This window comes from Vibrio sp. CJQ_6, from assembly GCF_043106745.1.
GTDB lineage: Bacteria > Pseudomonadota > Gammaproteobacteria > Enterobacterales > Vibrionaceae > Vibrio > Vibrio furnissii.
Genome location: NZ_JBICMV010000037.1, coordinates 162,985 through 188,886 on the forward strand (window position 1 = coordinate 162,985; position 25,902 = coordinate 188,886).

The 25,902-nt window shown below is 50.7% G+C and carries 22 protein-coding genes; 16 read left to right on the plus strand and 6 right to left on the minus strand.

Annotation, left to right across the window (positions count from 1 at the left end; translation table 11 throughout):
- Positions 1 to 96: 96 nt before the first annotated feature.
- The 7 genes from rbfA (at position 97) to ACF8PK_RS22400 (ending at position 7,183) form a co-directional block, all read left to right on the plus strand.
- On the plus strand, positions 97 to 492 hold the full coding sequence (gene rbfA, locus ACF8PK_RS22370) for a 30S ribosome-binding factor RbfA (protein WP_004728952.1): 396 nt from the start codon (positions 97 to 99) through the stop codon (positions 490 to 492).
- Entirely contained in the window at positions 492 to 1,439 is a 948-nt protein-coding gene (gene truB, locus ACF8PK_RS22375) for a tRNA pseudouridine(55) synthase TruB (protein ID WP_004728950.1), read from the plus strand. Before rbfA ends, truB begins: the two co-directional genes overlap by 1 nt.
- A gap of 116 nt (positions 1,440 to 1,555) precedes the next feature.
- On the plus strand, positions 1,556 to 1,825 hold the full coding sequence (rpsO, locus tag ACF8PK_RS22380) for a 30S ribosomal protein S15 (RefSeq protein ID WP_004728948.1): 270 nt from the start codon (positions 1,556 to 1,558) through the stop codon (positions 1,823 to 1,825).
- Positions 1,826 to 2,109: 284 nt separating this feature from the next.
- Positions 2,110 to 4,245 (plus strand): polyribonucleotide nucleotidyltransferase, encoded by a 2,136-nt coding sequence (pnp, locus tag ACF8PK_RS22385; protein WP_315905575.1) that lies wholly within the window; start codon positions 2,110 to 2,112, stop codon positions 4,243 to 4,245.
- Between the two features lie 112 nt (positions 4,246 to 4,357).
- Positions 4,358 to 5,275, plus strand: coding sequence for a lipoprotein NlpI (gene nlpI / locus ACF8PK_RS22390; RefSeq protein ID WP_154180360.1), 918 nt, complete (start codon positions 4,358 to 4,360; stop codon positions 5,273 to 5,275).
- A gap of 114 nt (positions 5,276 to 5,389) precedes the next feature.
- Positions 5,390 to 5,800 (plus strand): MarR family winged helix-turn-helix transcriptional regulator, encoded by a 411-nt coding sequence (locus tag ACF8PK_RS22395; RefSeq protein ID WP_392443652.1) that lies wholly within the window; start codon positions 5,390 to 5,392, stop codon positions 5,798 to 5,800.
- A 48-nt stretch (positions 5,801 to 5,848) separates the two neighbouring features.
- Positions 5,849 to 7,183 (plus strand): MATE family efflux transporter, encoded by a 1,335-nt coding sequence (locus ACF8PK_RS22400; RefSeq protein ID WP_158140240.1) that lies wholly within the window; start codon positions 5,849 to 5,851, stop codon positions 7,181 to 7,183.
- 95 nt (positions 7,184 to 7,278) lie between these two features.
- On the opposite strand, the gene ACF8PK_RS22405 is transcribed toward ACF8PK_RS22400, so the two are convergent.
- From ACF8PK_RS22405 to ACF8PK_RS22415, 3 genes are all read right to left on the minus strand, one after another.
- Positions 7,279 to 8,157 carry a U32 family peptidase gene (locus tag ACF8PK_RS22405; protein ID WP_158107741.1) on the minus strand — a complete coding sequence of 293 codons (879 nt, stop codon included), beginning with the start codon at positions 8,155 to 8,157 and terminating at the stop codon, positions 7,279 to 7,281.
- A gap of 17 nt (positions 8,158 to 8,174) precedes the next feature.
- Positions 8,175 to 9,188 carry a peptidase U32 family protein gene (locus ACF8PK_RS22410; protein WP_004728936.1) on the minus strand — a complete coding sequence of 338 codons (1,014 nt, stop codon included), beginning with the start codon at positions 9,186 to 9,188 and terminating at the stop codon, positions 8,175 to 8,177.
- 107 nt (positions 9,189 to 9,295) lie between these two features.
- Positions 9,296 to 11,341 (minus strand): EAL domain-containing protein, encoded by a 2,046-nt coding sequence (locus tag ACF8PK_RS22415; protein WP_392443655.1) that lies wholly within the window; start codon positions 11,339 to 11,341, stop codon positions 9,296 to 9,298.
- A 209-nt stretch (positions 11,342 to 11,550) separates the two neighbouring features.
- Between ACF8PK_RS22415 and ACF8PK_RS22420 the strand changes: the two genes are divergently transcribed.
- The 4 genes from ACF8PK_RS22420 (at position 11,551) to rimI (ending at position 13,575) form a co-directional block, all read left to right on the plus strand.
- Positions 11,551 to 12,078, plus strand: coding sequence for an SCP2 domain-containing protein (locus ACF8PK_RS22420; RefSeq protein ID WP_038152678.1), 528 nt, complete (start codon positions 11,551 to 11,553; stop codon positions 12,076 to 12,078).
- Positions 12,062 to 12,568: a GNAT family N-acetyltransferase gene (locus ACF8PK_RS22425; RefSeq protein ID WP_392443657.1), complete on the plus strand. Its 507-nt coding sequence runs from the start codon at positions 12,062 to 12,064 to the stop codon at positions 12,566 to 12,568. Before ACF8PK_RS22420 ends, ACF8PK_RS22425 begins: the two co-directional genes overlap by 17 nt.
- A gap of 156 nt (positions 12,569 to 12,724) precedes the next feature.
- Positions 12,725 to 13,135 (plus strand): DNA polymerase III subunit psi, encoded by a 411-nt coding sequence (locus ACF8PK_RS22430; RefSeq protein ID WP_004728929.1) that lies wholly within the window; start codon positions 12,725 to 12,727, stop codon positions 13,133 to 13,135.
- Positions 13,132 to 13,575 (plus strand): ribosomal protein S18-alanine N-acetyltransferase, encoded by a 444-nt coding sequence (gene rimI, locus ACF8PK_RS22435; protein WP_392443660.1) that lies wholly within the window; start codon positions 13,132 to 13,134, stop codon positions 13,573 to 13,575. The genes ACF8PK_RS22430 and rimI overlap by 4 nt, the downstream gene beginning before the upstream one ends.
- A gap of 5 nt (positions 13,576 to 13,580) precedes the next feature.
- Here the strand turns inward: rimI and ACF8PK_RS22440 are convergent, their stop codons facing one another.
- Positions 13,581 to 15,638 carry a bifunctional diguanylate cyclase/phosphodiesterase gene (locus ACF8PK_RS22440; protein WP_004728925.1) on the minus strand — a complete coding sequence of 686 codons (2,058 nt, stop codon included), beginning with the start codon at positions 15,636 to 15,638 and terminating at the stop codon, positions 13,581 to 13,583.
- A gap of 208 nt (positions 15,639 to 15,846) precedes the next feature.
- Here ACF8PK_RS22440 and prfC point away from each other — a divergent pair, with 208 nt between their 5' ends.
- Positions 15,847 to 17,436, plus strand: coding sequence for a peptide chain release factor 3 (gene prfC, locus ACF8PK_RS22445; protein ID WP_392443663.1), 1,590 nt, complete (start codon positions 15,847 to 15,849; stop codon positions 17,434 to 17,436).
- A gap of 108 nt (positions 17,437 to 17,544) precedes the next feature.
- Here the strand turns inward: prfC and srmB are convergent, their stop codons facing one another.
- Together srmB and ACF8PK_RS22455 are read right to left on the minus strand one after the other, a co-directional pair.
- Complete coding sequence (gene srmB / locus ACF8PK_RS22450) at positions 17,545 to 18,789, minus strand: ATP-dependent RNA helicase SrmB (RefSeq protein ID WP_004728921.1); 1,245 nt, start codon at positions 18,787 to 18,789, stop codon at positions 17,545 to 17,547.
- A gap of 91 nt (positions 18,790 to 18,880) precedes the next feature.
- A complete protein-coding gene (locus ACF8PK_RS22455) occupies positions 18,881 to 19,600 on the minus strand; it encodes a tRNA1(Val) (adenine(37)-N6)-methyltransferase (protein ID WP_004728920.1) in 720 nt (239 codons plus the stop codon).
- Between the two features lie 306 nt (positions 19,601 to 19,906).
- On the opposite strand from ACF8PK_RS22455, the gene brnQ reads away from it, so the two are divergent.
- From brnQ to vpsR, 4 genes are all read left to right on the plus strand, one after another.
- Positions 19,907 to 21,220: a branched-chain amino acid transport system II carrier protein gene (gene brnQ, locus ACF8PK_RS22460; protein WP_004728918.1), complete on the plus strand. Its 1,314-nt coding sequence runs from the start codon at positions 19,907 to 19,909 to the stop codon at positions 21,218 to 21,220.
- Between the two features lie 174 nt (positions 21,221 to 21,394).
- Positions 21,395 to 22,493, plus strand: a protein-coding gene (gene prfB, locus ACF8PK_RS22465) for a peptide chain release factor 2 (RefSeq protein ID WP_115333250.1) whose coding sequence is annotated in 2 segments (ribosomal slippage) — positions 21,395 to 21,469 and positions 21,471 to 22,493 — 1,098 coding nt in all. Because the reading frame shifts where the segments join, the coding sequence is not laid out codon by codon here.
- 32 nt (positions 22,494 to 22,525) lie between these two features.
- A complete protein-coding gene (gene lysS, locus ACF8PK_RS22470; RefSeq protein WP_004728914.1) occupies positions 22,526 to 24,058 on the plus strand; it encodes a lysine--tRNA ligase in 1,533 nt (510 codons plus the stop codon).
- A 269-nt stretch (positions 24,059 to 24,327) separates the two neighbouring features.
- A complete protein-coding gene (gene vpsR / locus ACF8PK_RS22475; protein WP_004728911.1) occupies positions 24,328 to 25,662 on the plus strand; it encodes a cyclic-di-GMP-binding transcriptional regulator VpsR in 1,335 nt (444 codons plus the stop codon).
- Positions 25,663 to 25,902: the final 240 nt, after the last annotated feature.

Genomic DNA, 25,902 nt, shown 5'->3' on the forward strand with positions numbered 1-25,902 from the left:
ACTAAAATTGCATTATCGGCAAGTTTAGGTTGTTGAATACACCATGGGGGGCTGGGTAAACCATCCCCCCATTCTTTCTATCAGTGAGAAAAGAATATGCCAAAAGAATTTAGCCGTACTCAACGTGTGGCACAGCAATTACAAAAAGAATTAGCGATGATTCTGCAACGCGAAGTGCGCGATTCCCGCCTGGGAATGGTGACCATTTCTGACGTAGAAGTGTCTCGCGATCTGGCTTACGCCAAAGTTTTCGTGACCTTCCTGTGCGTGGGTGAGCAAACGCCAGAATCATGCCTGAATGCGCTGCGTGAGCACGAAGTGCACATCCGTATGATGCTGGGCAAACGCATTCGTCTGCGTCTGACGCCAGAGATTCGTTTCCACTACGACAACACCCTGGTGGAAGGCATGCGTATGTCTAACTTGGTGACCGAAGTGGTCAGCCAAGACAAGCAAAAACAAAAAGAATCGGGTCGTGAGGACGAAGAGTAATGGCGCGTCGTCGTAAAGGCCGTGCGATCAACGGTGTGCTGTTGCTAGATAAGTCAACAGGCATTTCATCGAACGACATTTTACAGAAAGTGAAACGCCTGTTTTTCGCCGAGAAAGCCGGACACACCGGTGCGCTGGATCCGCTTGCAACCGGTATGCTGCCGATTTGCCTTGGTGAAGCGACCAAGTTCTCCCAGTTCCTGCTTGATTCCGACAAACGCTATCGCGTGATTGCCAAACTAGGTGAGCGCACCGACACCTCAGACTCTGACGGTGACGTGGTGGAAACGCGCCCGGTGCAGGTCGATCGCGAGACTTTGCTGGCCAAGATTGAATCATTCCGTGGCGAAACCGATCAGGTGCCATCGATGTTTTCTGCGCTGAAATATCAAGGACGTCCGTTGTACGAATACGCACGTCAAGGTATTGAAGTGCCACGCGAAGCGCGCAAAATCACCGTGTACGACATCGTCCTGCATCGCTTTGAAGGTGATGAAGTGGAAATGGAAGTGCACTGCTCAAAAGGCACGTACATTCGAACCATCGTTGACGATTTAGGCGAAATGCTGGGTTGCGGTGCGCATGTCACAATGCTGCGTCGCACTGGTGTGGCGAAGTACCCGTACGAAAACATGGTCACATTAGACCAACTCAACGCGATGGTGGAAGACGCCAAGCGTGAAGAGCGCTCGCCTTACGACGTGTTGGATGCGTTGCTGCTGCCAATGGATACCGCAGTGCAGGATTTACCAGAAGTGAATCTGGTGCCTGAACTGGTCCACATGGTGCAACACGGCCAAGCGGTGCAAGTCTTTGGCGCGCCAAGTGATTGCTTCGTTCGTTTGACCGGCGGAGAGGAGAAACTCTTCTTGGGCGTGGGTGAAATGAATGACGATGGCAAAATTGCGCCAAAACGTTTGGTGGTTTACCCGACAGACGCTGAGTAACGGTCTTTTTTGATCTTGTGCGAAGGGGAATAATTCCCTATAATTCGCGCTCCTCGTGTCGGCTGAATCAGAGATTGGCTGACACAAATATAAACTTAACTCTTTAGGAGAGAATTATGTCTCTGAATGCAGAAACTAAAGCAGCAATCGTTGCTGAATACGCACGTGCCGAAGGCGATACTGGTTCACCAGAAGTTCAAGTAGCTCTACTGACTGCTTCTATCAACCACCTGCAAGGTCACTTCAAAGCGCACAAAGGCGATCACCACAGCCGTCGTGGTCTGCTACGCATGGTTTCTAGCCGTCGTAAACTTCTTGATTACCTGAAAGGCAAAGACCTGTCTCGTTACCAAGATCTAATCAAACGTCTAGGCCTACGTCGCTAATCAGTGACTGCATAGTACAGTTTGTTTAAAAAGGGGCTATATGCCCCTTTTTTGTTATCTAAATTTGGCACATCTTTCGCAATGTAGTTTATACTACCCGCCGTCTGACTCGATGGAGTCAGCATTATCTAAACTCAAGGCATTACAGTCACCGTAAGTCGGCCAACAGGTCGCGGCTATTAAAAACCGATTGGGCAATCAGTCCGTTTTTACTAGTCGCGATTGGTGATGTTTTGAGACCTCAATCGATTCATCCAGGTACGCCCTGGAAAAGGAAAAACTCAATGTTTGAAAAACCAGTAGTAAAAACATTCCAGTACGGTAACCACACCGTGACACTGGAAACTGGCGTGATGGCTCGTCAAGCAACGGCAGCTGTCATGGTAACGATGGACGATACAGCAGTATTCGTAAGCGTGGTTGGTAAGAAAGAAGCCGTTGAAGGCCAAGATTTCTTCCCGCTGACCGTAAACTACCAAGAGCGTACTTACGCTGCAGGTAAAATCCCAGGTGGTTTCTTTAAACGCGAAGGCCGTCCTTCTGAAGGCGAAACGCTGACTGCTCGTCTGATCGACCGTCCAATCCGTCCGCTGTTCCCTGATGCATTTAAAAACGAAGTTCAAGTGATTGCGACTGTTGTGTCTGTTAACCCAGACGTACAACCTGACATCGTGACCATGATTGGTACTTCTGCTGCGCTAGCGATCTCTGGTATTCCGTTCAACGGTCCTATCGGTGCTGCACGTGTGGGTCACATCGATGGTCAATTGGTTCTGAACCCAAGCAACACTGAGCTGGCAACATCGAAGCTTGACCTTGTGGTTGCCGGTACTGAATCTGCTGTGCTGATGGTTGAATCTGAAGCAGAAGTTCTGTCTGAAGAAGAGATGCTGTCTGCGGTTGTATTTGGTCACGACCAACAACAAACTGTGATCAAAGCGATCAACGAATTCGCAGCAGAAGTTGCGACGCCAGCATGGGATTGGGTTGCGCCAGAAGAGAACACGGCTCTGACTGCTAAAATCGCTGAACTTGCAGAAGCGAAACTGGTTGAAGCATACCAAATCACTGAAAAAATGGCGCGTTATGACCGCATCCACGAAATCAGTGCTGAAGTCAGCGCAACGCTGCTGGCTGAAAACGAAGAGCTGAATCCAAAAGAAATTCACACCATTTTCCATGACCTAGAAAAAACTGTGGTACGTCGTAGCATCATCGCTGGCAACCCACGTATCGATGGCCGTGAAAAAGACATGGTTCGTGCACTGGACGTACGTACTGGCGTTCTGCCACGTACCCACGGTAGTGCGCTGTTTACTCGCGGTGAAACTCAGGCGCTGGTGACGGCGACTCTGGGTACTCAACGTGATGCGCAAATCATCGACGAACTGACTGGCGAGCGAAAAGATCACTTCCTGCTGCACTACAACTTCCCTCCATACTGTGTGGGCGAGACAGGTTTTGTCGGTTCTCCTAAGCGTCGTGAAATTGGTCACGGTCGTCTGGCAAAACGCGGTATTGCTGCAGTGATGCCTTCGATCGATGAATTCCCATACACCGTACGTGTGGTTTCTGAAATCACTGAATCAAACGGTTCGTCTTCTATGGCGTCTGTATGTGGTTCTTCACTGGCTCTGATGGACGCGGGTGTGCCAATCAAAGCATCGGTTGCGGGCATCGCAATGGGTCTGGTGAAAGAAGAAAATGACTTCGTAGTTCTGTCTGACATTCTGGGTGACGAAGACCACCTGGGCGATATGGACTTTAAAGTTGCGGGTACTTCAAACGGTGTGACTGCACTGCAGATGGACATCAAGATTGAAGGTATCACCAAAGAGATCATGCAGATCGCTCTGAACCAAGCAAAAGGTGCACGTCTGCACATTCTGTCGGTTATGGATCAAGCAATCTCTGGTGCTCGTGACGATATCTCTCAATTCGCGCCACGTATCCACACCATGAAGATCAGCGCAGACAAGATCAAAGACGTGATCGGTAAAGGCGGTGCAGTGATTCGTCAGCTGACTGAAGAAACTGGCACGACCATTGAAATCGAAGATGACGGCACCATCAAAATCGCGGCAACTTCAGGTGAGCAAGCACAAGATGCGATCCGTCGTATCGAGCAAATCACCGCAGAAGTTGAAGTGGGTAAGATCTACACTGGTAAAGTGGCTCGTCTGGCTGACTTCGGCGCATTCGTTACCGTACTGCCAGGTAAAGATGGTCTGGTTCACATCTCTCAAATCGCTGACAAGCGTATCGAGAAAGTGTCTGACGTGCTGTCTGAAGGCCAAGAAGTACAAGTTAAAGTTCTGGAAATCGACCGTCAAGGCCGTGTCCGTCTGAGCATGAAAGAAGCGGTTGAGAAACCAGCTGAAGAAGCGTCAGCGGCACAAGATGCACCAGCAGCTGAATAAGCCTCACTGGGTTAAAGCGCGATCTGTTTTCGCTTTTTAACGCCAAAGCATGTTATAAAGGGAGCGTCATTCGCTCCCTTTTTTTATGCGGGATACACAGGAGTATCGATTTGTGAAATGGTTTCGAACCGCAACAGCCAGCGTCGCGCTGATGATTTTGGCAGGTTGCGCCTCTCAATCTTCGACCCAAGGTACGCAATGGGTGTACCCACCGATGGCGATTCCGCTACAGGCGAGTGTGCAGCAAGAAGTGCAAATTGCGCGTTTAACGCAACTGCTGCAACGTCCGGATTTGAGCGATGAAGTTCGCGCTAAGATGCTGTTTGAACGCGGCAATTACTACGACAGTGTGGGGTTAAGAGATTTAGCGCGCCTCGATTTTACGCAGTCTCTTTCACTCAATCCGGCACAACCGGATATCTTTAATCTGCTCGGCGTGTATTACACCGAAGCCGGTGAATTTGATGCGGCATACGAATCATTTGATTCAACCTTAGAGCTCGACCCCGAGAATTTTTACGCAGCGCGTAATCGTGCGATTGCACTTTATTACGGCGAGCGTCCCGAGCTGGCGTTGGATGAAATCAACAACCATTACCTGCAAGATCCCAGTGATCCGTTTCGCGCGCTCTGGCTGTATATCATTCAAAGCGAGTTACACCCAGCGCAGGCACGTCAGGATCTGATGACGCGTTATCAGCAACATGATGAACAGTGGGGCTGGGTTTTGGTGGCATTGATGCTCAACCAAGTGTCTGAAGAGCAAGCCTTTAAAGCGGTATTGGCAGCCACACGCGACAACAGTGCGTTGGCACAGCACCTGACAGAAGCTTACTTCTACCTCGGAAAACGCTATCAAATGCAGGGGGATTACGCGCATGCCATCTCTTTGTATAAACTGGCGATCTCCTTTAACGTGTACGAATACGTTGAACACCGTTACTCATTCATTGAGCTGGGGCGCATCTACCAGCATCTGCGTGACGTGCAAATTGCCAAAGCAAAGGCTGAAACGCCCTCACTCGATTAACGGCATGAACTCAGTTGTCTTTTCATCAAAGCTGCCCCGCGGGCAGCTTTTTTATTGCCTATGAATTTAAATTTCGGCAAAATAGTTAGCTTTTCTAACTAAATGGTCATCGGGATGAGTTTAGATATCCAATTAGAGAAGCTGGAGCGTTTCACCTCCAAAGTGTGGCGAAAGTACAGTAAAGAAGATCCCATCGCGCAGCTCAGTTTCAATGAATATGACTACTTAAAGGTCATTCAGGGCGCGCAGGAGGCGATTCGACTCACGGATTTGGCCGCGGAGCTCGAAGTGAGTAAACCGTCGGCATCAAATATGGCTAAACGCCTAGAAAGAAAAGGATTGGTGCAAAGAACACGATGCAGTGAGGATGCTCGGTCACATCGGTTGTCATTGACCGAACTGGCGGAAATCCATTTGGCATCGGAAGCCAAAGTGTATCAATTGCTGGCTGAACTGGTGTCGCAGCACCTCAGTGACGAAGAGTCATCATGCCTTGATATGTTGTTGAGTAAAGCATTACGTTAATGGCTAACATTAGTTAGCAAAGCTAATAATATAAATGAGTAGTTGAACATGAACACCGCTATCAATCGTCAGTTTCTTCGCTACGCGATTCCAACCGTAGCTGCCATGCTGGTGAATGGTCTTTATCAAGTCGTGGATGGTATTTTTATCGGTCACTATGTTGGTGCGACCGGATTGGCCGGCATCAACGTTGCCTGGCCGGTGATTGGGACCATTTTAGGCGTGGGGATGTTGGTGGGGGTCGGCACCGGTGCATTGGTGTCGATCAAACAAGGGGAAAAAGATCTGCACAGTGCCAAGCGTATTCTGGCGACAGGCTTGTTGACCCTCGTGATGTTGGCGCCAATCGTGGCGACATTACTGTGGTTTTTTGCCGATGACTTTTTGCGTTGGCAAGGCGCACAAGGGCGCACATTTGAATTGGGCATGCAGTATCTGCAAGTGCTGATCGTTGGCTGCGTGTTTACCCTTGGCTCCATTGCGATGCCGTTTTTGCTGCGCAATGATGACAGCCCCAATTTGGCGACCATGTTGATGGTGGTGGGTGCGCTGTGTAACATCGTGCTTGATTACGTGCTGATCGCATGGTGGCAATGGGAATTAACCGGTGCAGCGATTGCGACGGCCATTTCGCAACTGATCGTCACTGGGCTTGGTTTGAGCTACTTTTTCTCCAAGCGCGCCAAACTGCGTTTAACACGCGCTTGTCTCACCATGGAGTGGCGCTATCTGCCGAAGATTTTTGCCATTGGTGTCTCCAGCTTTTTTATGTACGCCTACGGTTCAACCATGGTGGCGTTACACAACAGCTTGATCATTCAGTACGGCGATGCCGTCATGGTCGGTGCGTATGCCATTTTGGGCTATATCGTCACCGTGTACTATCTCACGGTGGAGGGCATTGCCAACGGCATGCAACCGCTGGCGAGCTTTAACCATGGTGCGCGTCAGTACGACAATATTCGCCGCTTGCTCAAATTGGCGATGAGCATCGCTGTGTTGGGCGGGGTCGTGTTTGTGGTCCTGATCAACCTGTTTCCTGAACAGGTGATTGGTATCTTTAACTCCGATGATCCTCGTTTGATGGAAGGCGCGGTGTTTGCGCTCAAACTGCACATGTTTGCGCTGTTTCTGGATGGTTTTTTGGTGGTGAGTGCGGCTTACTATCAAGCGACCAATCATGGGGGCAAAGCGATGTTTGTCACCGTGGGCAATATGTTGGTGCAGCTGCCGTTTTTGTACATGCTGCCGAAACTGTATGGCATTACCGGGGTGTGGATTGCGTTTCCGCTGTCGAACATTGCGCTAACTGCGGTGGTCGCTGTGATGCTGTGGCGTGATGTGTCGCGCTTGGGCAAACCGGGCGCCCCGGCGTACGCCTGACGGCGATCTGTGAGTGAAAAGGCTGAAGAGATCCTTCAGCCTTTTTTCTATCCGTAAGCCACCGTCTATGACGGTGGTGATCGTTGTGTGGTGGGTTAGATGTTTTTGACTTCTAGGCCCGCCAGTTGATGCCAGTAGCCGTTGCATTGATGGTTCGCTAGAGGCTGAGGGTGCTGGCCATGCTCGTTCGCTTTAAAGCGGTCGAGATGGCTGAAGGTTTCAACGCCAAGCGGGCTCAGGCGCACCACGTCGACCAATCCCTGCATGGCTGGGAGATCATTGACCAAGTTGTAGCAGTAACCCGATTGCGTCTGAATGCCGTTCAGATTAAACACCGATTGACCTTCTTGGCTGTGAACTTGAATGCCGGTGGGGTATTTGATGCAACAGGTCTCGCATTCATCTTTGGCGCGATTTTCAGCCCGCGCGGTAAAGCAGCGCGCTGAGTAGGCGAGTGGCAGATAACCGTGGCTGAACACTTCGGTTTCAAACTGACCCCGAATACCCAGCTGTTCGCACTGTGCCAACACGTTCTGGAGCCAATCACGCGACAGTTCTACTGGCATGCACCAACGGGTCATCCCTTGTTTGAGAAACAGCTTCAGGGCGTAAGCGTTGTACGCATTGATGGCCGGACCAACCACAAACGGAATGCCTTTTTCGCTCGCCATTTGAATCGCTGCCATGTCATTGGCTTCGACCGCGAAGTCACCGTTATCAATGTATTTTTTCATCACATTGATTTCACTGGGGGCTTCGAGCAGCGCCATGGTCGATAACACGACTTGCTTGCCGGCAGCGCTCAGGGCTTGCGCGATCTCCAGCCAGTGTTGCGATTTCATTTCGCGTCGTTTGGAACAGACGGTTTCACCGAGATAAATGATGTCGGCGCTGCTGGCGCACGCTTGCTGATAAAATTGTTCTACATCTTGCTTGGGCCAGAAGTAGAGCAGGGGACCGAGGGCGTATTTCATGGTGTTCTCCACGTCGTTTATTGCCATTGACGGTGATAAGCACCGAGTGTGGTCTGTGTGCCTTCCGAAACATTAGCCAGCGCTGCATTCCACGCCGCTTCCACTTGATAGCCTTCTGGATTGGCCAGGTAACGGTCGATGGCGGCGCGCCAAGTACGCGTCACTTGTTCAACATACGCCGGGCTGCGCTGACGGCCTTCAATTTTGACTGAGGCCACATTCGCAGCAAACAGTTCTGGCAGCAACGACAAGGTATTAAGGCTCGTGGGTTCTTCCAGCGCATGGTAGCGTTTATGTTCACCGTCGATGTCGGCAATAAAGCGACCTTTACACAGCGTGGGGTAGCCCGCGTTCTCTCCGGCCGAATATTTATCGATCAGGATTTCATTCAAGCGCGATTCCAAACCGGACGCGGTTTCTTGCCAGCGTACGTATTTGGCTGGTGAGCACGCCCCCACGGTATTGGGCGATTCGCCTGTCATGTACGAAGACAAGTAGCAGCGCCCTTCCGACATGATGCACAGGCTGCCAAAAGCAAACACTTCCAATTCGACATCGTGTGGAATATTACGCGAGAGCTGTTTGACCTGATGAATGGAGAGTACGCGCGGTAGAACGACGCGTTTCACGTTGAAGTTCTGCTTGTAGAACTCGACCGCTTTGACGTTGGTGGCCGAGGCTTGCACGGACAGGTGCAACTCTAAGTCTGGGTAGCGAGTGGCGGCGTAATCGAGAATGGCCACATCGGCCACGATCAACGCATCAATGCCCAAATCGGCGGCTTGATCCACCGCACTGCTCCATCGCTCAAATCCATTGGGATGCGCGAAGGTGTTAAGGGCGACGTGAATCTTTTTTCCTTGGTCATGGACGTACTGAACGGCTTTATCCAGCTTTTTGCCACTGAAATTCAGGCCCGCGAAGTGACGTGCATTTGTGTCATCTTTAAAGCCGATGTAAACCGCGTCAGCGCCACAATCGATGGCTGTTTTGAGAGCAGGCAAGTTGCCTGCAGGACAGAGTAGTTCCATTGCTCGGGTACTGTTTTCTGAGGACAAGTTCCCGTATTTTATGAAGAATTATGAATATCGGATTTGATGTAAGGCAGGTTTCATTCAATAAAGGAAAAATTACTCACTTAGAGTGATTTACGATGACGGCGATGCTGAGAAAACAGCTCTTCGACTTCATGTTTCGGTTGCGGGCGATAGAAGTGGAAGCCTTGAATCGAATGGCAATTGAGATTGGACAGCAACGTGGCTTGCTGCTGAGTTTCGACCCCTTCGGCCACCACCGTTAAGTTGAGCGATTTACCCAAATTAATGATGTTTTCAATCACCGTCACCTGTTTCGGGAGCGTGTCGATGTCGGTGATAAACGCGCGGTCAATTTTCAGCTCGTCGATCGGAAAGCGTGCCAAATAGGCCAGCGACGAGTAGCCGGTGCCGAAGTCGTCAATCGACAACGAGAACCCCAGTTTCTTAATCGCATTGAGCATTTGCAGCGTGTGTTCGCTGTCGCTCATCACCGCACTTTCTGTCAGCTCAAAGGTGATGCAGTTGGGATCCAACGCCGTCGTGCGCAGTAACTTCTCAAGATAATCAATCAGTTGTGGGTTACCAAATTGTTCGGGTGAAATGTTAATTGCTACGCGGCCTGGCAGAATGCCTTGCTGTTTCCAGCGTTTGACGGTGGCAAACACATCGCGCATCACCACGCGGCCAAGGTGTTCGATCAAGCCGGCTTTTTCCGCCACGGGAATGAAGGCACCCGGGCTGATGTAGCCTTCAACCGGGTGCTTCCAGCGCACCAACGCTTCCGCGCCATTGATGCTGAAATCACGCGCATTCACTTTCGGTTGGTACCACACTTCCAAGCCATTTTGTTGCAGGGCTTTTTGCAGTTCGATCTCCAGCCACAGGCGCATACGTGCTTCTTTGTTCATTTGATCATTGAACTTGATTAAGCGGTTGCGGCCGCGATCTTTGGCTTCGTACATCGCCGTGTCCGCGTTTTGCAGCAGCACGCGCGCGTCGCTACCATCCCCGGGGTAACACACGCTGCCGATTGAACAGGCCAGTCGTTTGCTGAAATGATGCAGATCGAACGGTTGGTTGATGAGCGAAATGATGCGCTCTGCCAGCATTTCGGCGGAGCGATTGTGCTCCGGCTCGGGCAAGATCAAACCAAATTCGTCGCCACCAAGATGACCCAATACCGCGTGAGGCGGCAACAGGCGTTTGAGGCGCGATGACACTTCTTTGATCACTTTGTCGCCAATGTGATGCCCCAACGAATCATTGATGTTTTTGAAGTTATCGATGTCGAGGTAGAGCATGACCAACGGCGTGTCGTTTTGAATCAGGTGTTCTAGGCGTTTGGTAAAGCCCAAACGGTTATACAAACCGGTTAAGGTGTCGATATGCACATCCGTTTGGGTCGTCGCCGAGAGCTGTTTGGTTGCTTGCGACGCATCCTGAATCAGGATCAGTTGTGAATTGCTGCTGAGCACGCGAGTGGTGCCCGCATTGAGCTGTACTTTCCGCTCAAAGCCGCAGCGAGGGCCGGTCAGGCACACCAAGGGGGCTTCTGAGAGCAATAACCCGATGGGGGAGCTAAATGCCGCTTTGGTTTTTTCGTCAATAAACAGGCTAGAAAGATCTTCACCGAGTAAATCGGAGGTGTCATCCAAGCCAAGCAAACGTGCCGATGATGGGTTCGCGGAAATGATGCAATCGTCTTCCACCAACAGTAAGCCGTCGGGCAGCAGTGTGGTGAGGGTGGAAAACTTGTGTTCGGACTCTTCCAGTGAACGAATGAGAATCTGTTTTTCAGACGTGTCGATGGCGTGAAAAACGACGTATTCGACCTGTTTGTCATTGAGAATGGGCGAGAGCGAAAAGTGCAGGCTGGTTTCGAGGTCGAGTTCGTGTAGCGTGATTTCGGCTTCAAGGGTTTCGCCGCGAAACGCACGGTCGTAGTAGGGTTTGAGATGTTGATAAAAGTGTTCGCCCAACACGCTTTTATCGTTCATGCCAACGAGTTCATCTGCTGACAAGCCAGCGATGTCGCAATAGCGCTCATTGACCAGAACATACTGATGTTGGTCATTAAGCAATGCAAAAAAGAACGGACTATGCGACGTAATTTTTGCAAACCAGTGCTGTATATTTTGCGAGGGCATGTGCGAAAGCATCAAGATACTACCAACCGTCCAGAATGCGTACTATTCATTGAAATTGTTACTCAGGCAACAACCATTAACTATAACTTTGATTCCTGCTACTGAAAAGCGACATCAGGGAACTGGTTTTTTGATGCATAACAGGAATTGGCGCAAATACATCCATTATGATGAGACACACTTAATTTAAAAGGTAACGGATAACGCGCGTGATTAACAAGATTCGTACTCAACTAGTTCAAAATGCCGCATCAATTTTGAGATCTCCAATCCACTTATTACCTAAATCTGTGCAAAAAAAAGCCTTGCTGGATGGGCTCAAACTCGCCTTCCACGAAGCCTTGGATGACGGCGACTTCGAATTCCTTGAAGACAAATGGCTCAAGGTCGAAATCCGAGACCTGAATTTACGTTGGTTTATCAGTTATGAGAACGAAAATCTCATCGTTGCAGACAATGTACGCCATGAAGATGTCAGTTTTAGCGGCGATTTAAATGACCTTGTTCTGATCGCGGGCCGCAAAGAAGATCCCGATACCTTATTTTTCCAACGTCGCCTGTCGATTGAAGGGGATACGGAGTTGGGACTGGAAGTCAAAAACTTGATGGACAGTGTGGATTTGGAACAATTACCGAAAGCATTGCAAATTTTACTTCACCAACTGGCCGATTTTGTGCATAAAGGCATGCAAACGCCAAACACACACAATGAGGTACTCAATGCTTATTCGAACTGAAGCTCCAGCGGACATTCTGGCGGTCGACCGTCTGCTTAAAACGGTGTTTGACACCGACGCTGAAGCAAATCTGGTCATGGCATTACGAGAAAACAGTCACCGCACGTTGTCGCTGGTGGCGTGTGATGATGAGGGTGAAGTGGTGGGGCATGCCATGTTCAGTCCGGTACTGCTCAATGGCGAAGACCTCAACTGGCAAGGCTTGGCGCCTTTGGCTGTCAAAGCGGAATTTCGTCATCAAGGATTGGGAGGCGAGCTGGTGAATGAAGGCTTGGCGTCGCTGGGTGAGTTGGGCTATCCCGCTTGCGTCGTGCTTGGCAACCCGGATTACTACGCGCGCTTTGGTTTTACATCGGCCGAGAAACACGGATTCCATTGTCAATGGGACGTGCCGGCTGACGCATTTCAAATTGTCGCCCTGTGGGACGGTGAATTGACCGGCCGCAGCGGTGAGATTCAATACTGTCCGGAATTTGCTGACCTCGCGTAACATGCTTGAGCGCGCTGATCATGCGATGGCCACAACGTGAATGCCAAGGAGCCTGACGGCTCCTTTGTTTTTTTGTGCCTTTTCGTATGCGGCGTCTTGAGTGAATTCAACGAAGTTTGATAGCATGGCGCGCAATGAATCGACGAGCGAAGCGACATGTCTGACCGCCAACAACACTACTTACACGCCATGGGCATCCAGAGCTGGGATCTGGTGCATCCTGAGCGTCTGCAAGGCTATCAGCCCACCTTAGCGCCATTGGACGACGAATGCCGTTTGGTGCTGGTGAGTGACACCTACCCAACGGCTGCGGAAGCGCTGCTGTTTGAACGTGTGTTGAAAAGCTTTCATGTGCCACTTGCAGCGGCGCGTCATGTCTTTCCCCATCAATTGGCGCAGTTGGACCTGAGCGGCTTAGCGTGGATTTGGTTGGCGGGTGTTGAAGTGGATGTGGACACGTCGGCCAACCGGCTGACCTCACCTGCGTTGGCCGACATTGATGGTCATACGCAACATCGCCGTGACTTATGGCAACAAATTTGCTCGTACGGAGCGCAATCTAAATGAGTGTTGAATTTGTACCGATGGCCGCCGAGCATACCGACGCGGTCTATCACATTGAATTGCATGCACACACGCACCCCTGGTCAAAAACCATGGTGGGCGATCTCTCCAGCCGCGGTGCTTGTCACTGCGTGATGTTGGTCAACGGCAAGGTGGTCGGGTATTTCTTTGCTCAAAACATTGTTGGTGAAGTGACGCTGCTCAACATCGCCATTGAACCGGCGCAACAAGGCAAAGGTTATGGCCGTCAACTGGCGACACATTTTCTCGACATGTGCCATGAGCAAGGCGCAGAGAGCGCTTGGTTGGAAGTGCGAGAAAGCAACGCGCGAGCCTACGCCCTTTACACGGATCTGGGGTTTCACGAGATTGACCGCCGCGTGAATTACTACCCTACTGGGCATGGTCGCGAAGATGCGATCATCATGAGCTACATCTGCTAAGAAACTTATTGCAGGCCAATCTGACGCGTCTCGGCGGGCTCCAATAATTGATGATAGTGATGATGACTAAACCGCTGCGCCATCTCTTGGGCCGTCAGCGGTTTATCAAATAGGTAACCTTGAAACTGCTCACAGCCCAACTCCTTGAGCGCGTTGAGTTCAAACGTATCTTCCACCCCTTCAGCAATCACTTCCAGCCCCAAACGGCGCGCAATCATGATGATGGTATCGACGATCGCCTGGTCGCTGTCGTCTAGATGCAACTGGGTGACAAACGAACGGTCGATCTTGAGCACATCCACCGCCAGATGTTTCAGGTAACGCAGCGACGAGTAGCCTGTCCCAAAGTCATCAATCGAAATGTTGAGCTGAAACTCTTTCAAACGCGCCATTTTTTCAATCGCGCTTTCGACATTTTCCAGCAGCAGACTTTCGGTGATCTCCAGTTCAATGTGTTCGCCCGTGATCCCCGCTTGTTGTAAGGCGTCGCGAATGTGATCGACAAATGCGTCCTGCGCAAATTGCAGCGGGCTGATGTTGATCGCCAAACGTTGGAACTCCGGCGGTAGCACGCCCTCTTTCTTCCATTGAGCGTATTGATAGCAGGCTTGCTCGATGATCCAATTGCCGATCTGCAAAATTTGTCCGGTTTCTTCGGCGATCGACATGAACGCCCCCGGTGGCAACACTCCTTTGTGCGGATGATTCCAGCGAATCAACGCTTCAACGCCGATGATCTGGTGGTCGAGATTGACCTGCGGTTGGTAGTAAAGCTCGAATTGATTATGACTCAGTGCCTCGTGCAAACCTTTTTCGATTTCCAAAAATGATTCGACCTGCGCCTGCATTTCAGGCTCATAAAACACATATTTGTTGCGGCCGCTGACTTTGGCGCGATAGAGCGCGGTGTCGGCTTGGCGCAGCACATCGATGTTGGTGATACCAGCCGATGGAAACATCGAAATCCCAATGCTGACCGAGCAATACAGTTGGTGATCGTCAATCGAATACGGATTGGAGATCAATGCGAGTAACTGCTTGGCGACGTTCTCGACGCGCTCGCTGTCCAAAGCGGGGATCAGCACCACAAACTCATCGCCCCCAATGCGCGCGGCAATATAATCCTGTTTTGCCCACGCTTGCAGGCGCGTGGCGATGGCTTTGATCAACTTGTCGCCGATGGTGTGGCCCAAGGAGTCATTGATGGTTTTGAAGCGATCCAGATCGAGATAGAACAGCACGCCGCTGTGTTGATCGTGCTGGGCAAGATCGATGGATTTACTCAGCATTTGCAGCAACAGGCTGCGGTTTGCAAGCCCGGTTAACGTGTCGTAGTAGGCGAGCTGATTGAGTTTGGCTTCGGCCAGTTCGCGCTCATGCCACAAGGTGTGAAATGACGACGCCAGTTCACTCAGCTCGCTTTCTTGATGAATCAACGGCGGCGACAGGTTGTGCGGCCGATCGGGCAGCGACCGTACCCAGTTGATCAGCGTGGTGATCGGCAACGACAGTTTGCGATAGAAAAAGATCAGCAAAATGGTGGTGAGCAGCACGTTGCGTAGCAGGTCGAACATCAGCACGCGGGTTGTTTTCGCCAAAAAGGCTTCGGCAATGGAGGTGCCGTTGATGGAAAAACTTAAGGTCCCGATCACCACATTGGAGTTGGGTTGGTGCAAATCGGCCTGAAAGGTTGGGACATCGGGCGTTAAGTAGCGCGACAGCAGTTGAATAAACGCACCTTGCGCTGCCACATTACGTTCCATACGCGCCAAATCATCCCCAAAGTCATCGACAATCGAGACGCGGTAAATCGCCGGATCGGCCATCAAGCTGGTGGCGACCTGTTCTGCCAACAGATGATTCAAATGATACGCCGCTTGGCTGGCGTTGTTGTAGCTTTGAATCAGCTTGAAATGATAGTGCTCTTCAATGCGTCCTTGTTCCTGATGTAGGTCGACCAGCGTATGATAGAGGCTGAAACAAAAGCCCAATAGCACAGAGACCAGAAAGACGGTCTTGGCTTGGCGAAACGCTAATGAGTGAATCTGTTTGAGTTTGGTCATAGAGGTTGAGCATTCCCTGTTCTTCCTTATCAGTTATAGTCCATAATTCGAGAGAAATTAAAGGCCAAGTCAAAACTCAGCTTTTCTGTGTTGCGTGTCTTAAAGTTGCTCCCGAGGCCAAGATCAGAGAGAATACCGCGCAAATTTGAACCGAAAGGCTAAGGTCTGGCTGCATGCCGCCCTTTAGCATCAAGAGAAGATCCGTTTCATGTCTACTACTCCTTTTTTAGGCGAAGTTTCTAAGCGTCGAACTTTCGCCATTATCTCGCACCCGGATGCGGGTAAAACCACCATCACTGAAAAAGTGTTGTTGTTCGGACGCGCAATTCAAACGGCCGGTTCGGTCAAAGGCCGTGGTTCTGCTCAGCACGCGAAATCAGACTGGATGGAGATGGAAAAAGAACGGGGTATCTCGGTCACCACCTCTGTGATGCAGTTCCCTTACCGCGATGCGCTGGTGAACCTACTGGATACCCCGGGACACGAAGACTTCTCTGAAGATACGTACCGTACGTTGACGGCAGTGGACTCGTGCCTGATGGTGATTGATGCGGCAAAAGGTGTCGAAGATCGAACCCGTAAGCTGATGGAAGTTACCCGCCTGCGTGATACGCCAATCGTGACGTTCATGAACAAATTGGACCGTGATATTCGCGACCCAATGGAATTGCTGGATGAAGTGGAAAACGAACTCAGCATCGCGTGCGCGCCCGTGACATGGCCAATCGGCTGTGGGAAAGAGTTCAAAGGCGTGTACCACATTCATCGTGATGAAACGGTGCTGTACGCGACCGGCCAAGGCCACACCATTCAGGAAGAGCGCATTGTTAAAGGCTTGGATAATCCAGAGCTGGATACACACATCGGTGAGGATCTGGCGAGTCAACTGCGTGAAGAGCTGGAGCTGGTGCTCGGCGCATCACACGAGTTTGATCGCGACCTGTTCCTGAAAGGTGAACTGACGCCAGTCTTCTTTGGTACGGCACTGGGTAACTTCGGTGTTGACCACATGCTAGACGGCCTGACCGAGTGGGCGCCTGCGCCACTGCCGCGTGCGGCGAACGAGCGTCAAGTCGAAGCGACCGAAGAAAAATTTAGTGGTTTCGTGTTTAAGATTCAGGCCAACATGGATCCGAAACACCGCGACCGTATCGCGTTCATGCGTATCGTATCCGGCACCTACAAGCAGGGCATGAAGATGAACCATGTTCGTTTGGGTAAACAGGTGAGCATTTCCGATGCGGTGACCTTCATGGCTGGCGACCGCTCACGCGCTGAAGAAGCGTTTGCGGGTGACATCATTGGTCTGCACAACCACGGTACGATTCAAATTGGTGATACGTTCACGCAAGGTGAATCACTGAAATTCTCCGGCATTCCTAACTTTGCGCCAGAGCTATTCCGTCGTATTCGCCTCAAAGATCCATTGAAGCAGAAACAGCTGCTCAAAGGTCTGGTTCAGTTGTCAGAAGAAGGTGCGGTGCAGGTGTTCCGTCCACTACAAAACAACGATCTGATCGTGGGCGCAGTCGGTGTGCTGCAGTTTGATGTGGTGGTGGCGCGTCTCAAATCAGAATACAACGTGGAAGCGATTTACGAAGGTGTGAACGTTGCGACCGCGCGCTGGGTTGAATGCGGTGACGTGAAGAAATTCGAAGAGTTCAAGCGCAAGAACCAAAGCAACTTGGCGTTGGATGGTGGGGACAACCTGGCGTACATTGCGCCAACCATGGTGAACCTCAACCTCGCGCAAGAACGTTCGCCGGAAGTGACCTTCCGCGCCACACGTGAACACTAAGCGAGTGGATGCCTGACTGCGCGGCAATGCTGGCGCAGTCTTCATGGCGATGACGCAATAAAAAAGCCGATGCAATGCATCGGCTTTTTCTATCTTTTGCGGGCAGAATTATTTTTTCTTCTTACCGCTGCTTTTCTTACCGGCGGTTTTTTTTACGGCCGTTTTTTTCTTGCTGTCGTCTTTTTTCTTTTTCTTAAACACGGGCTTTTTGTGTTTAGGACGCATGCCATCGACATAGCGCTCTTTGATGTCTTCTTTCAGGTAGCGCGCTACGCGATCCATCATCGGTTGGTCGTGGGCTTCTACCAGCGAAATCGCGATGCCTTTTTTACCGGCGCGCGCCGTACGACCGATGCGGTGCAGGTACACATCTGCGCTGCGAGGCAGGTCAAAGTTGATCACGTGGCTGACATCCGGTACGTCGATACCGCGCGCGGCAACGTCGGTCGCCAGCAGAATGTTCACGCTGCCGTCACGGAAGCGGCTAATCGCGTTGTTGCGACGATCTTGCGGCATTTCACCCTGAATCCACGAACAAGCAATTTGTGCGCTTTCGAGCACTGCACGAACTTCCGCTAGGCGCTCACGCGTTTTGAAGAACACGATCGCACGCTCGGATTGTTGTGTCAGAATCGCTTTCAGCAGCTCCAGTTTGTGGTTCATGTCGTCGGCACGGTGATACCACTGAGAAATCTTTTTGCGTTCGCGACGTGGCGGCTCAGCGTTGACTTCGGCTGGCTCTTTGAGCAGGTCAGCGGTAAAGCCTTCTACGCCACGACCTTCCAACGTTGCTGAGAACAGCATGGTCTGTTTACGCCAGCGACATTCCGCCGATAGGCGATCGACCACCGGGCCAAAGCCCATGTCTAGCATGCGGTCCGCTTCATCCAAGATCAGCCATTCAATTGCGCGGCAGTCAAAGCGTTCTGCTTCGATGTACTCCAGCAAACGACCTGGCGTTGCCACCACGATGTCTTGCGTGGTCGCCAGAATGTCGGCGTGTTCTTGATACTGCACGCCGCCGGTGATGGTGAAAATATTCAGCTTGGTGTATTTCGCCAGTTCACGTGCTTGTTCGGTAATCTGCATCGCCAGTTCACGGGTTGGCGTCAGAATCAGAATACGAGCTGGGCCAGCTTTCTTCCGTGGAAAGTCTTGCAGGAACTGCAGTGCTGGAATAACGAACGCGGCAGTTTTACCGGTGCCGGTCGGAGCGGATGCCAATACATCTCTGCCGTCCAGGGCGTGGGGAATCGCTTCGGCTTGAACTTGAGTTGGGCGTTCGAAGCCCATTTCCTCGATCGCTTCAAGAAGATTTGGGTCCAGTTCTAGGTCAGCAAAGGTTTTGATCACTATTATTTACTCCGCGAGCGCTGGGCTGATCAGTCTAAATTAAAGGGCGCACATTATAGTTGGATCATCGGCCAGATCACATCTTTAATTTCTACATCTTGAGATAAAAAGCACGCGTTAAGGCGATAAAGTCTGCACTGTAGGTGGCGCCTTCTTGAATTATGAGTGTACTCAATTGGCTGGAGCACGGCTCTCTTTGTAGCTCAAACAATAGGCGGTGTACAGGTTTACGCGCCGAAGGTTGCACGTTGCAACGTCGCGCCAGAAACCAACCTTGCTGCTCGGCTTGAGCAATGAATTGTTCCCCCTCAACGGCAGGCAAGATCAGACTGGCGGTGCCGAGAGGCGTCAGCAAGCGCGCCATTGCTTGCAGTAAGTCTCCATGATTTAAGCGGTCGGTGTGTCGCGCGGTGGCGCGCTGCGCATGCTGCGACTGTTGGCCGTCATTGAAATAGGGCGGGTTACAGATGATCGCATCGACGGGCGTGTTGAGCTGGGTTTGAAGAATGTTTTGCTGCGCCACCTGGATGCGATTGGCCCACGGGGAGTGGGCCACGTTGTGGCTGGCGGCATGAAACGCGTGTTCATCGATATCGACTGCTGTGATGCTCGCTTGCGGAAATCGCTGCGCGCACATTAAGGCCAGCAAGCCGGTGCCCGTGCCGATATCGAGAATGTGCTGCGGCGAGGTGGCAAACGCCCACGCGCCCAACAAAACACCATCGGTGCTGACGGGCATGCCGCTTTGGCCCCCTTCAATGGTAAATTGCTTAAATTTGAAGCCTTTAGTCTTTAACGTGCTACTTTTCATGAAAATATCGATTTCTGTTTAACTTGAAGTAATTCTGTCTGTTGTTATTTTATTGTTTGGATTTTTGTTCTGGTTGTTGTCAATTTGTGGACTGAGTTGATCGAAATATCGTTCTATCTATTTTTTAACAAATAGTGATTTTCACTGCTTTTTTCTTATATTTGCAAATTAATGTGGTGTTTTTTGCTTTGCTATTGCGAAATATCGATGGTTTCGTCATTATTCGCCCCCTAATTTAAGGTTGGGGACGTCGAATCTCCACCGGATGCACACACAACATTCATGACATTTTAATAAGGGTTATCTGTGAAGCAGACGTTAAAACTAACAGATATTGCCGCTTTAGGCTTTATGCTTTTCGCGTTCTTCTTGGGCGCTGGGAACATCATTTTTCCACCATTGGCCGGCCAGATGGCGGGCGAAAACTTGATGCCGGCCATGGGCGGCTTCCTGCTCACGGCTGTGGGTCTTCCTTTGGTGGCTATCATTGCTGTGGCGATTGCGGGCGGTAGCTGGCAACACCTCACCAAAGACTTACCCGTCAAAGTGGCCACGTTGATTGCGGTGCTGATTTTTATCATTATCGGTCCAGCTTTTGCGGCGCCGCGTACTGGCCTCGTGGCGTATGAAATGGCGGTGAGCCCGCTGTTTGCTGAAACTTCGCAAATGCACTTAACTGCGTTCTCCGTGCTGTTCTTTGTTGTGGCGATGTTCTTCTCTTGGTCACAAGGCCGTTTGATTGACCTGATTGGTAAACTGCTAACCCCTGCGCTATTTATCGGCCTGATCATTTTGGCTGTCGGTGTATTCATGGACCCGCAAGGTGCGTGGATGCCTGCATCTGGCCCGTATGCCACCCAGCCATTCACCAAAGGTTTCTTGGAAGGTTACAACACCATGGATACTTTGGCGGCACTGATGTTCGGCATGCTGATTGTTGATGCGATGCGTAGTAAAGGTATCACTGAATCCCGTGCAACCACCAAATATCTGATTAGCTCGGCCTTCATTGCGGCCGCTGGTTTGGCATCGGTGTACATCTCGCTGTTCTACTTGGGCGCAACCAGCTCGGTGATTGCCGGCGGTGCGGACAACGGCGGCTTTATTCTGAGCCAATATGTCCAAGCGCTGTTTGGCCCTTACGGCCAAGTGGTTCTGTCGACCATCGTTTTGTTGGCGTGTCTGACCACGGCGATTGGCCTGATTTCTGCGTGTTCAGAGTACTTCAGCTCGGTGACCAAGATTCCTTACCACACGTGGGTGATCATCAACGGTGTAGCGTGCGCAGTCATCGCGAACGTGGGTCTGGCACAACTGATTTCGCTGTCGATTCCAGTGCTGGTGGCGCTGTACCCTGTGGCGATTGTGCTGGTTCTGCTGGCATTTGTGCGTCACAAATTACCGAATCCACAAGCGGCGTTTCGCGTGGTGACTTTGGTTGCGTTCCTGTTTGCGTTGATCGACGCCGCCAAAGTGGTTGGTGCCGACATGTCATTCTTTGACGTGCTGCCTCTGTTTGATGTGGGCATGGGGTGGGTACTGCCGACCTTTGCTGCACTGATTTGCATGTTCTTCGTGGCGACCTCTGTACAGGATGAGCTGCAGCACGAAACGGTGTAATCGCTCGATTCAAAGTGAAGGCGGATGAGGTATCATCCGCCTTTTTTATTTGGGCAGAATTTCTGCCTGAACCGCGAAAAACCCTGCGCAGTGAGGCGAATTTTTCCTGTATCTTCATCACATTTTTCAGTAGAATTCTGCGGTTAAATTCTATTCATAAAGTCAAAATCAAACATGTTTGAAATCAATCCAATTAAAAACCGTATTCAGGATGTGTCAGAGCGCACGAACGTCCTGAGGGGGTATCTTTGACTATGACGCCAAAAAAGAGCGTCTAGAAGAAGTCAACGCAGAACTTGAACAACCGGATGTGTGGAACGAACCTGAGCGCGCGCAAGCGCTGGGTAAAGAACGTTCTTCTCTAGAAGCGGTTGTGGAAACCATTGACCAACTCGATCAAGGTGTGGATGACGTTGAAGGTCTCTTGGAGCTGGCGGTGGAAGCCGAAGACCAAGAAACATTTGACGAAATTGGCCCTGAACTGGAAGAACTGGAAAGCAAGCTGGCGAAGCTGGAATTCCGCCGTATGTTCTCCGGTGACCACGATTCGTCAGATTGCTACCTTGACCTGCAAGCCGGTTCTGGTGGTACAGAAGCGCAAGACTGGACATCCATGATGTTGCGTATGTACCTGCGCTGGGCCGATGCGAAAGGCTTCAAAACGGAAGTGATTGAAGTGTCGGAAGGCGATGTAGCGGGCCTGAAATCGGCGACCGTTCGCATCGTGGGCGACTACGCTTACGGTTGGTTGCGTACCGAAACCGGTGTTCACCGTTTAGTTCGTAAGTCACCTTTTGACTCCGGTGGTCGTCGCCATACGTCATTTGCGTCTGCGTTTGTTTACCCAGAGATTGATGACAACATTGCCATCGACATTAACCCAGCGGATCTGCGCATCGACGTTTACCGCGCTTCGGGTGCCGGTGGTCAGCACGTGAACACCACGGAATCTGCGGTACGTATTACCCACCTTCCAACCAACACCGTTGTGCAGTGTCAGAACGACCGCTCTCAGCACAAAAACAAAGATCAAGCGATGAAACAGCTGCGTGCGAAACTGTTTGAACTTGAGCTGCAAAAGCAGAATGCTGAGAAACAAGCGAATGAAGACGCGAAATCGGACATCGGCTGGGGTAGCCAAATCCGTTCATACGTGTTAGATGATTCACGAATCAAAGATTTACGTACCGGCGTTGAAAACCGCAATACACAAGCGGTTCTTGACGGTGACTTAGACAAATTTATCGAAGCTAGCCTGAAATCAGGTCTTTAAGCTTTTTACCGACAAAACAGGGTACATGTAAAATGACTGATGCTGTTCAAAACGAAACGAATCAAGAGCAAATCGCGCAAGAAGAAAACAAACTGATTGCAGAGCGTCGCAGCAAGTTAGAGCACATTCGTAAGGGTTGTAAGGCGAACGGTCACCCAAATGACTTCCGTCGTGACAGCCTTGCGGGTGATCTGCAAGCTGAGTTCGGTGAAAAGACCAAAGAAGAACTGGAAGCGCTGAACCACATCGTGGCGATCGCGGGTCGTGTGATGGCGAAACGTGGTCCATTCCTGGTGATTCAGGAAACCTCGGGTCGCATTCAGGCTTACGCTGCAAAAGATGTTCAAAAAGAACTGAAAGAGAAATACCAAGGTCTGGACATCGGTGACATCATCGGTGTGAAAGGCGCACTGCACAAATCAGGCAAAGGCGACCTGTATGTGAACATGGAAGAGTACGAACTGCTGACCAAAGCACTGCGTCCTCTGCCAGAAAAATTCCACGGCCTGACTGACCAAGAAATGCGTTACCGTCAACGTTACGTTGACCTGATCGTCAACGAAGACTCACGCAAAGCATTCATCATCCGTTCTAAGCTGGTCGCGGCTATTCGTAACTTCATGAGCTCAAAAGGCTACTTGGAAGTTGAAACGCCAATGATGCACGTGATCCCGGGTGGTGCATCTGCACGTCCATTCATCACACACCACAACGCACTGGACATCGACATGTACCTGCGTATCGCACCAGAGCTGTACTTGAAACGTTTGGTTGTGGGTGGGTTTGACCGTGTGTTTGAAATCAACCGTAACTTCCGTAACGAAGGTCTGTCACCTCGTCACAACCCAGAATTCACCATGATGGAATTCTACCAAGCGTACGCGGACTACAAAGATCTGATGGATCTGACTGAAGAGATGCTGAGCACGGTTGCGATGAACGTTCTGGGTTCAACGTCAATGCCTTACGGCGATGAAATGGTTGAGTTTGGTGGTCAGTACGCGCGCATGAGCATGCTCGACGCGATCAAACACTACAACCCAGACCATGCAGAGATCCAAGCGCTGGATTACGACAAAGTTCAAGACCGTGAGCACATGGTGGCGATCGCGAAATCAGTGCATGTGGAAGTGGAACCGTTCTGGACATGTGGTCAGTTGCTGGAAGAGATCTTCGGTGAAACCGCAGAGCCTAAACTGATTCAGCCAACGTTCATCACCGGCTACCCAGCGGATATCTCGCCTCTGGCCCGTCGTAACGATGATTTCCCATTCATCACTGACCGTTTCGAGTTCTTCATCGGCGGCCGTGAAGTGGCGAACGGCTTCTCTGAGCTGAACGATGCGGAAGACCAAGACGCACGCTTTAAAGCGCAGGTTGAAGCGAAAGATGCAGGTGATGACGAAGCGATGTTCTACGATGCAGACTACATTACTGCACTGGAACACGGCCTACCACCAACGGCTGGTCAAGGCATCGGTATCGACCGTCTGGCGATGCTGTTTACCAACTCGCACACCATCCGTGACGTGATCCTGTTCCCAGCAATGCGCCCTCAGGCTTAATTGCTAAATTTGTTATTAAAAGCCGCCATTTATGGCGGCTTTTTTTATTTATTCAGTAATAGGTTCCAAAAATGAGGGGGTATCCCTGCTATTTATTTGCTTTTTGCTGTGGCTTAATTCTAAACCTTGGTAGAAAGTTTTCTATTTACTTTCTAGTCTTACACTTGAGACAGATTCTAATCACAAGTCTCGTTAATGTAACGTCAGTGGTGAAAGTGCCAATAAGTAGCACTGCATAAAAAATTTTTATAACAAAAAGGATTCAGTTGATGGGCACTCAATTCCGTATGGACTCCGTGCCGGGCTCGTTAATCGTGGTAGGCGGTACGTACGAGCCGTGGCTGTCGGTATTAGAACAAGTGGGGTGGCGCTGTACTCAGTGCGCGGATTTGCGCAAAGCGGATCTGTTGTTTAGTGAAACAGGGCCATGCATTGGGATCGTGGATCTAAGTCACGATGAATTCAGCCTCAATGGCATCGCCAATTTGGTGAGTAGTCACAAACAGGTGCGCTGGTTAGCGTTTATTCGCGAGTCTCAGCTGAGCTCCGACACCATTTGCCAGTTCATTGTGAACTTTTGTATCGATTTCTTTACCGCACCCATTCCCGATACACAACTGCTGAGCACCATTGGTCACCAGCTCGGCATGCTGAAACTTGAGAAAAAAGTGTGGCCGCATTACGGCTCCAATAGTGATTTGGGATTGATTGGCGACTCCATTCCCATGAAGCGTCTGCGCGACCAAATTAAACGCATCGGCCCAACCGATGTCAGTATCCTCATTTACGGTGAGAGCGGCTCAGGCAAAGAGTCAGTCGCCAAAGCCATTCACAAAACCTCGTCTCGTTCTCAAAAACCGTTTGTTTCCGTCAACTGCCGTGCGATGTCAGAAAAACGCATCGAATGTGAGCTGTTTGGCATCGGCTGTGATGAAGAGTCTGTGTCACCGTTGCTGCTGCAAGCCGATGGTGGCACCTTGCTGCTCAATGATATTCTGACCTTACCCAAAAGCCAGCAGTTGAACTTGCTGCGTTTCTTGCAAGAAGGCACCGTCGATACGCCACAAGGCAGCAAAACCGTTGATGTGCGCGTTTTGGCGGCCAATTCGTCCGACATTGAAAAAGCGCTGATTGACGGCGATTTCAATGAAGAGCTCTATCACTACATCAATGTTCTGCGCATCAACGTGCCGAGCCTGAAAGAGCGCGCGGCAGACGTGGCCGTGTTGGCGAAGCACTTTTTGCGCGAATACTCCAAAGAGTACAACGCGCAGGCGCGCAGCTTTACCGAAGATGCGATGCGAGCTTTGACTCGTTATCACTGGCCCGGCAACGTGCGTGAGTTGATGAACCAGATCAAGCGGGTGGTGTTGATGTCCGACACCATCATGTTGGAAGAGTCGCATCTTGATTTACCGAAACGGGGCGATGGTAAACGCAGCCTGAAAAGCATTCGAGAACGCTCTGAGCGGGATGCGTTGTTGCTGGTGCTGGAGTCGCATTCTGGTCAGGTGTCGAATGCTGCCAAAGAGTTGGGAGTGTCGCGTGCGACCATGTACCGATTGTTGAACAAGCACAACCTCATTTCTGACAACTCGTACTGATCGCTGTGATGCTGTCAGCTCAAGCCACCTGCGGGTGGCTTTTTTGATCGGGATATTAACTGGCGAATGACTATGCCCAAATATGTTGCATATTGGCTTATTCCGCTGGCGAATACGTTATATCTTTCTGTTATTGAGTGAAAGTCTGGAGATATTGGTTGTTTTTTCGCTGATTGTTAATTAAAGGTTGAAGATAACGCTCAGTTGCATAGAATTTAACCGTGAGTCTAGCTCACTGAA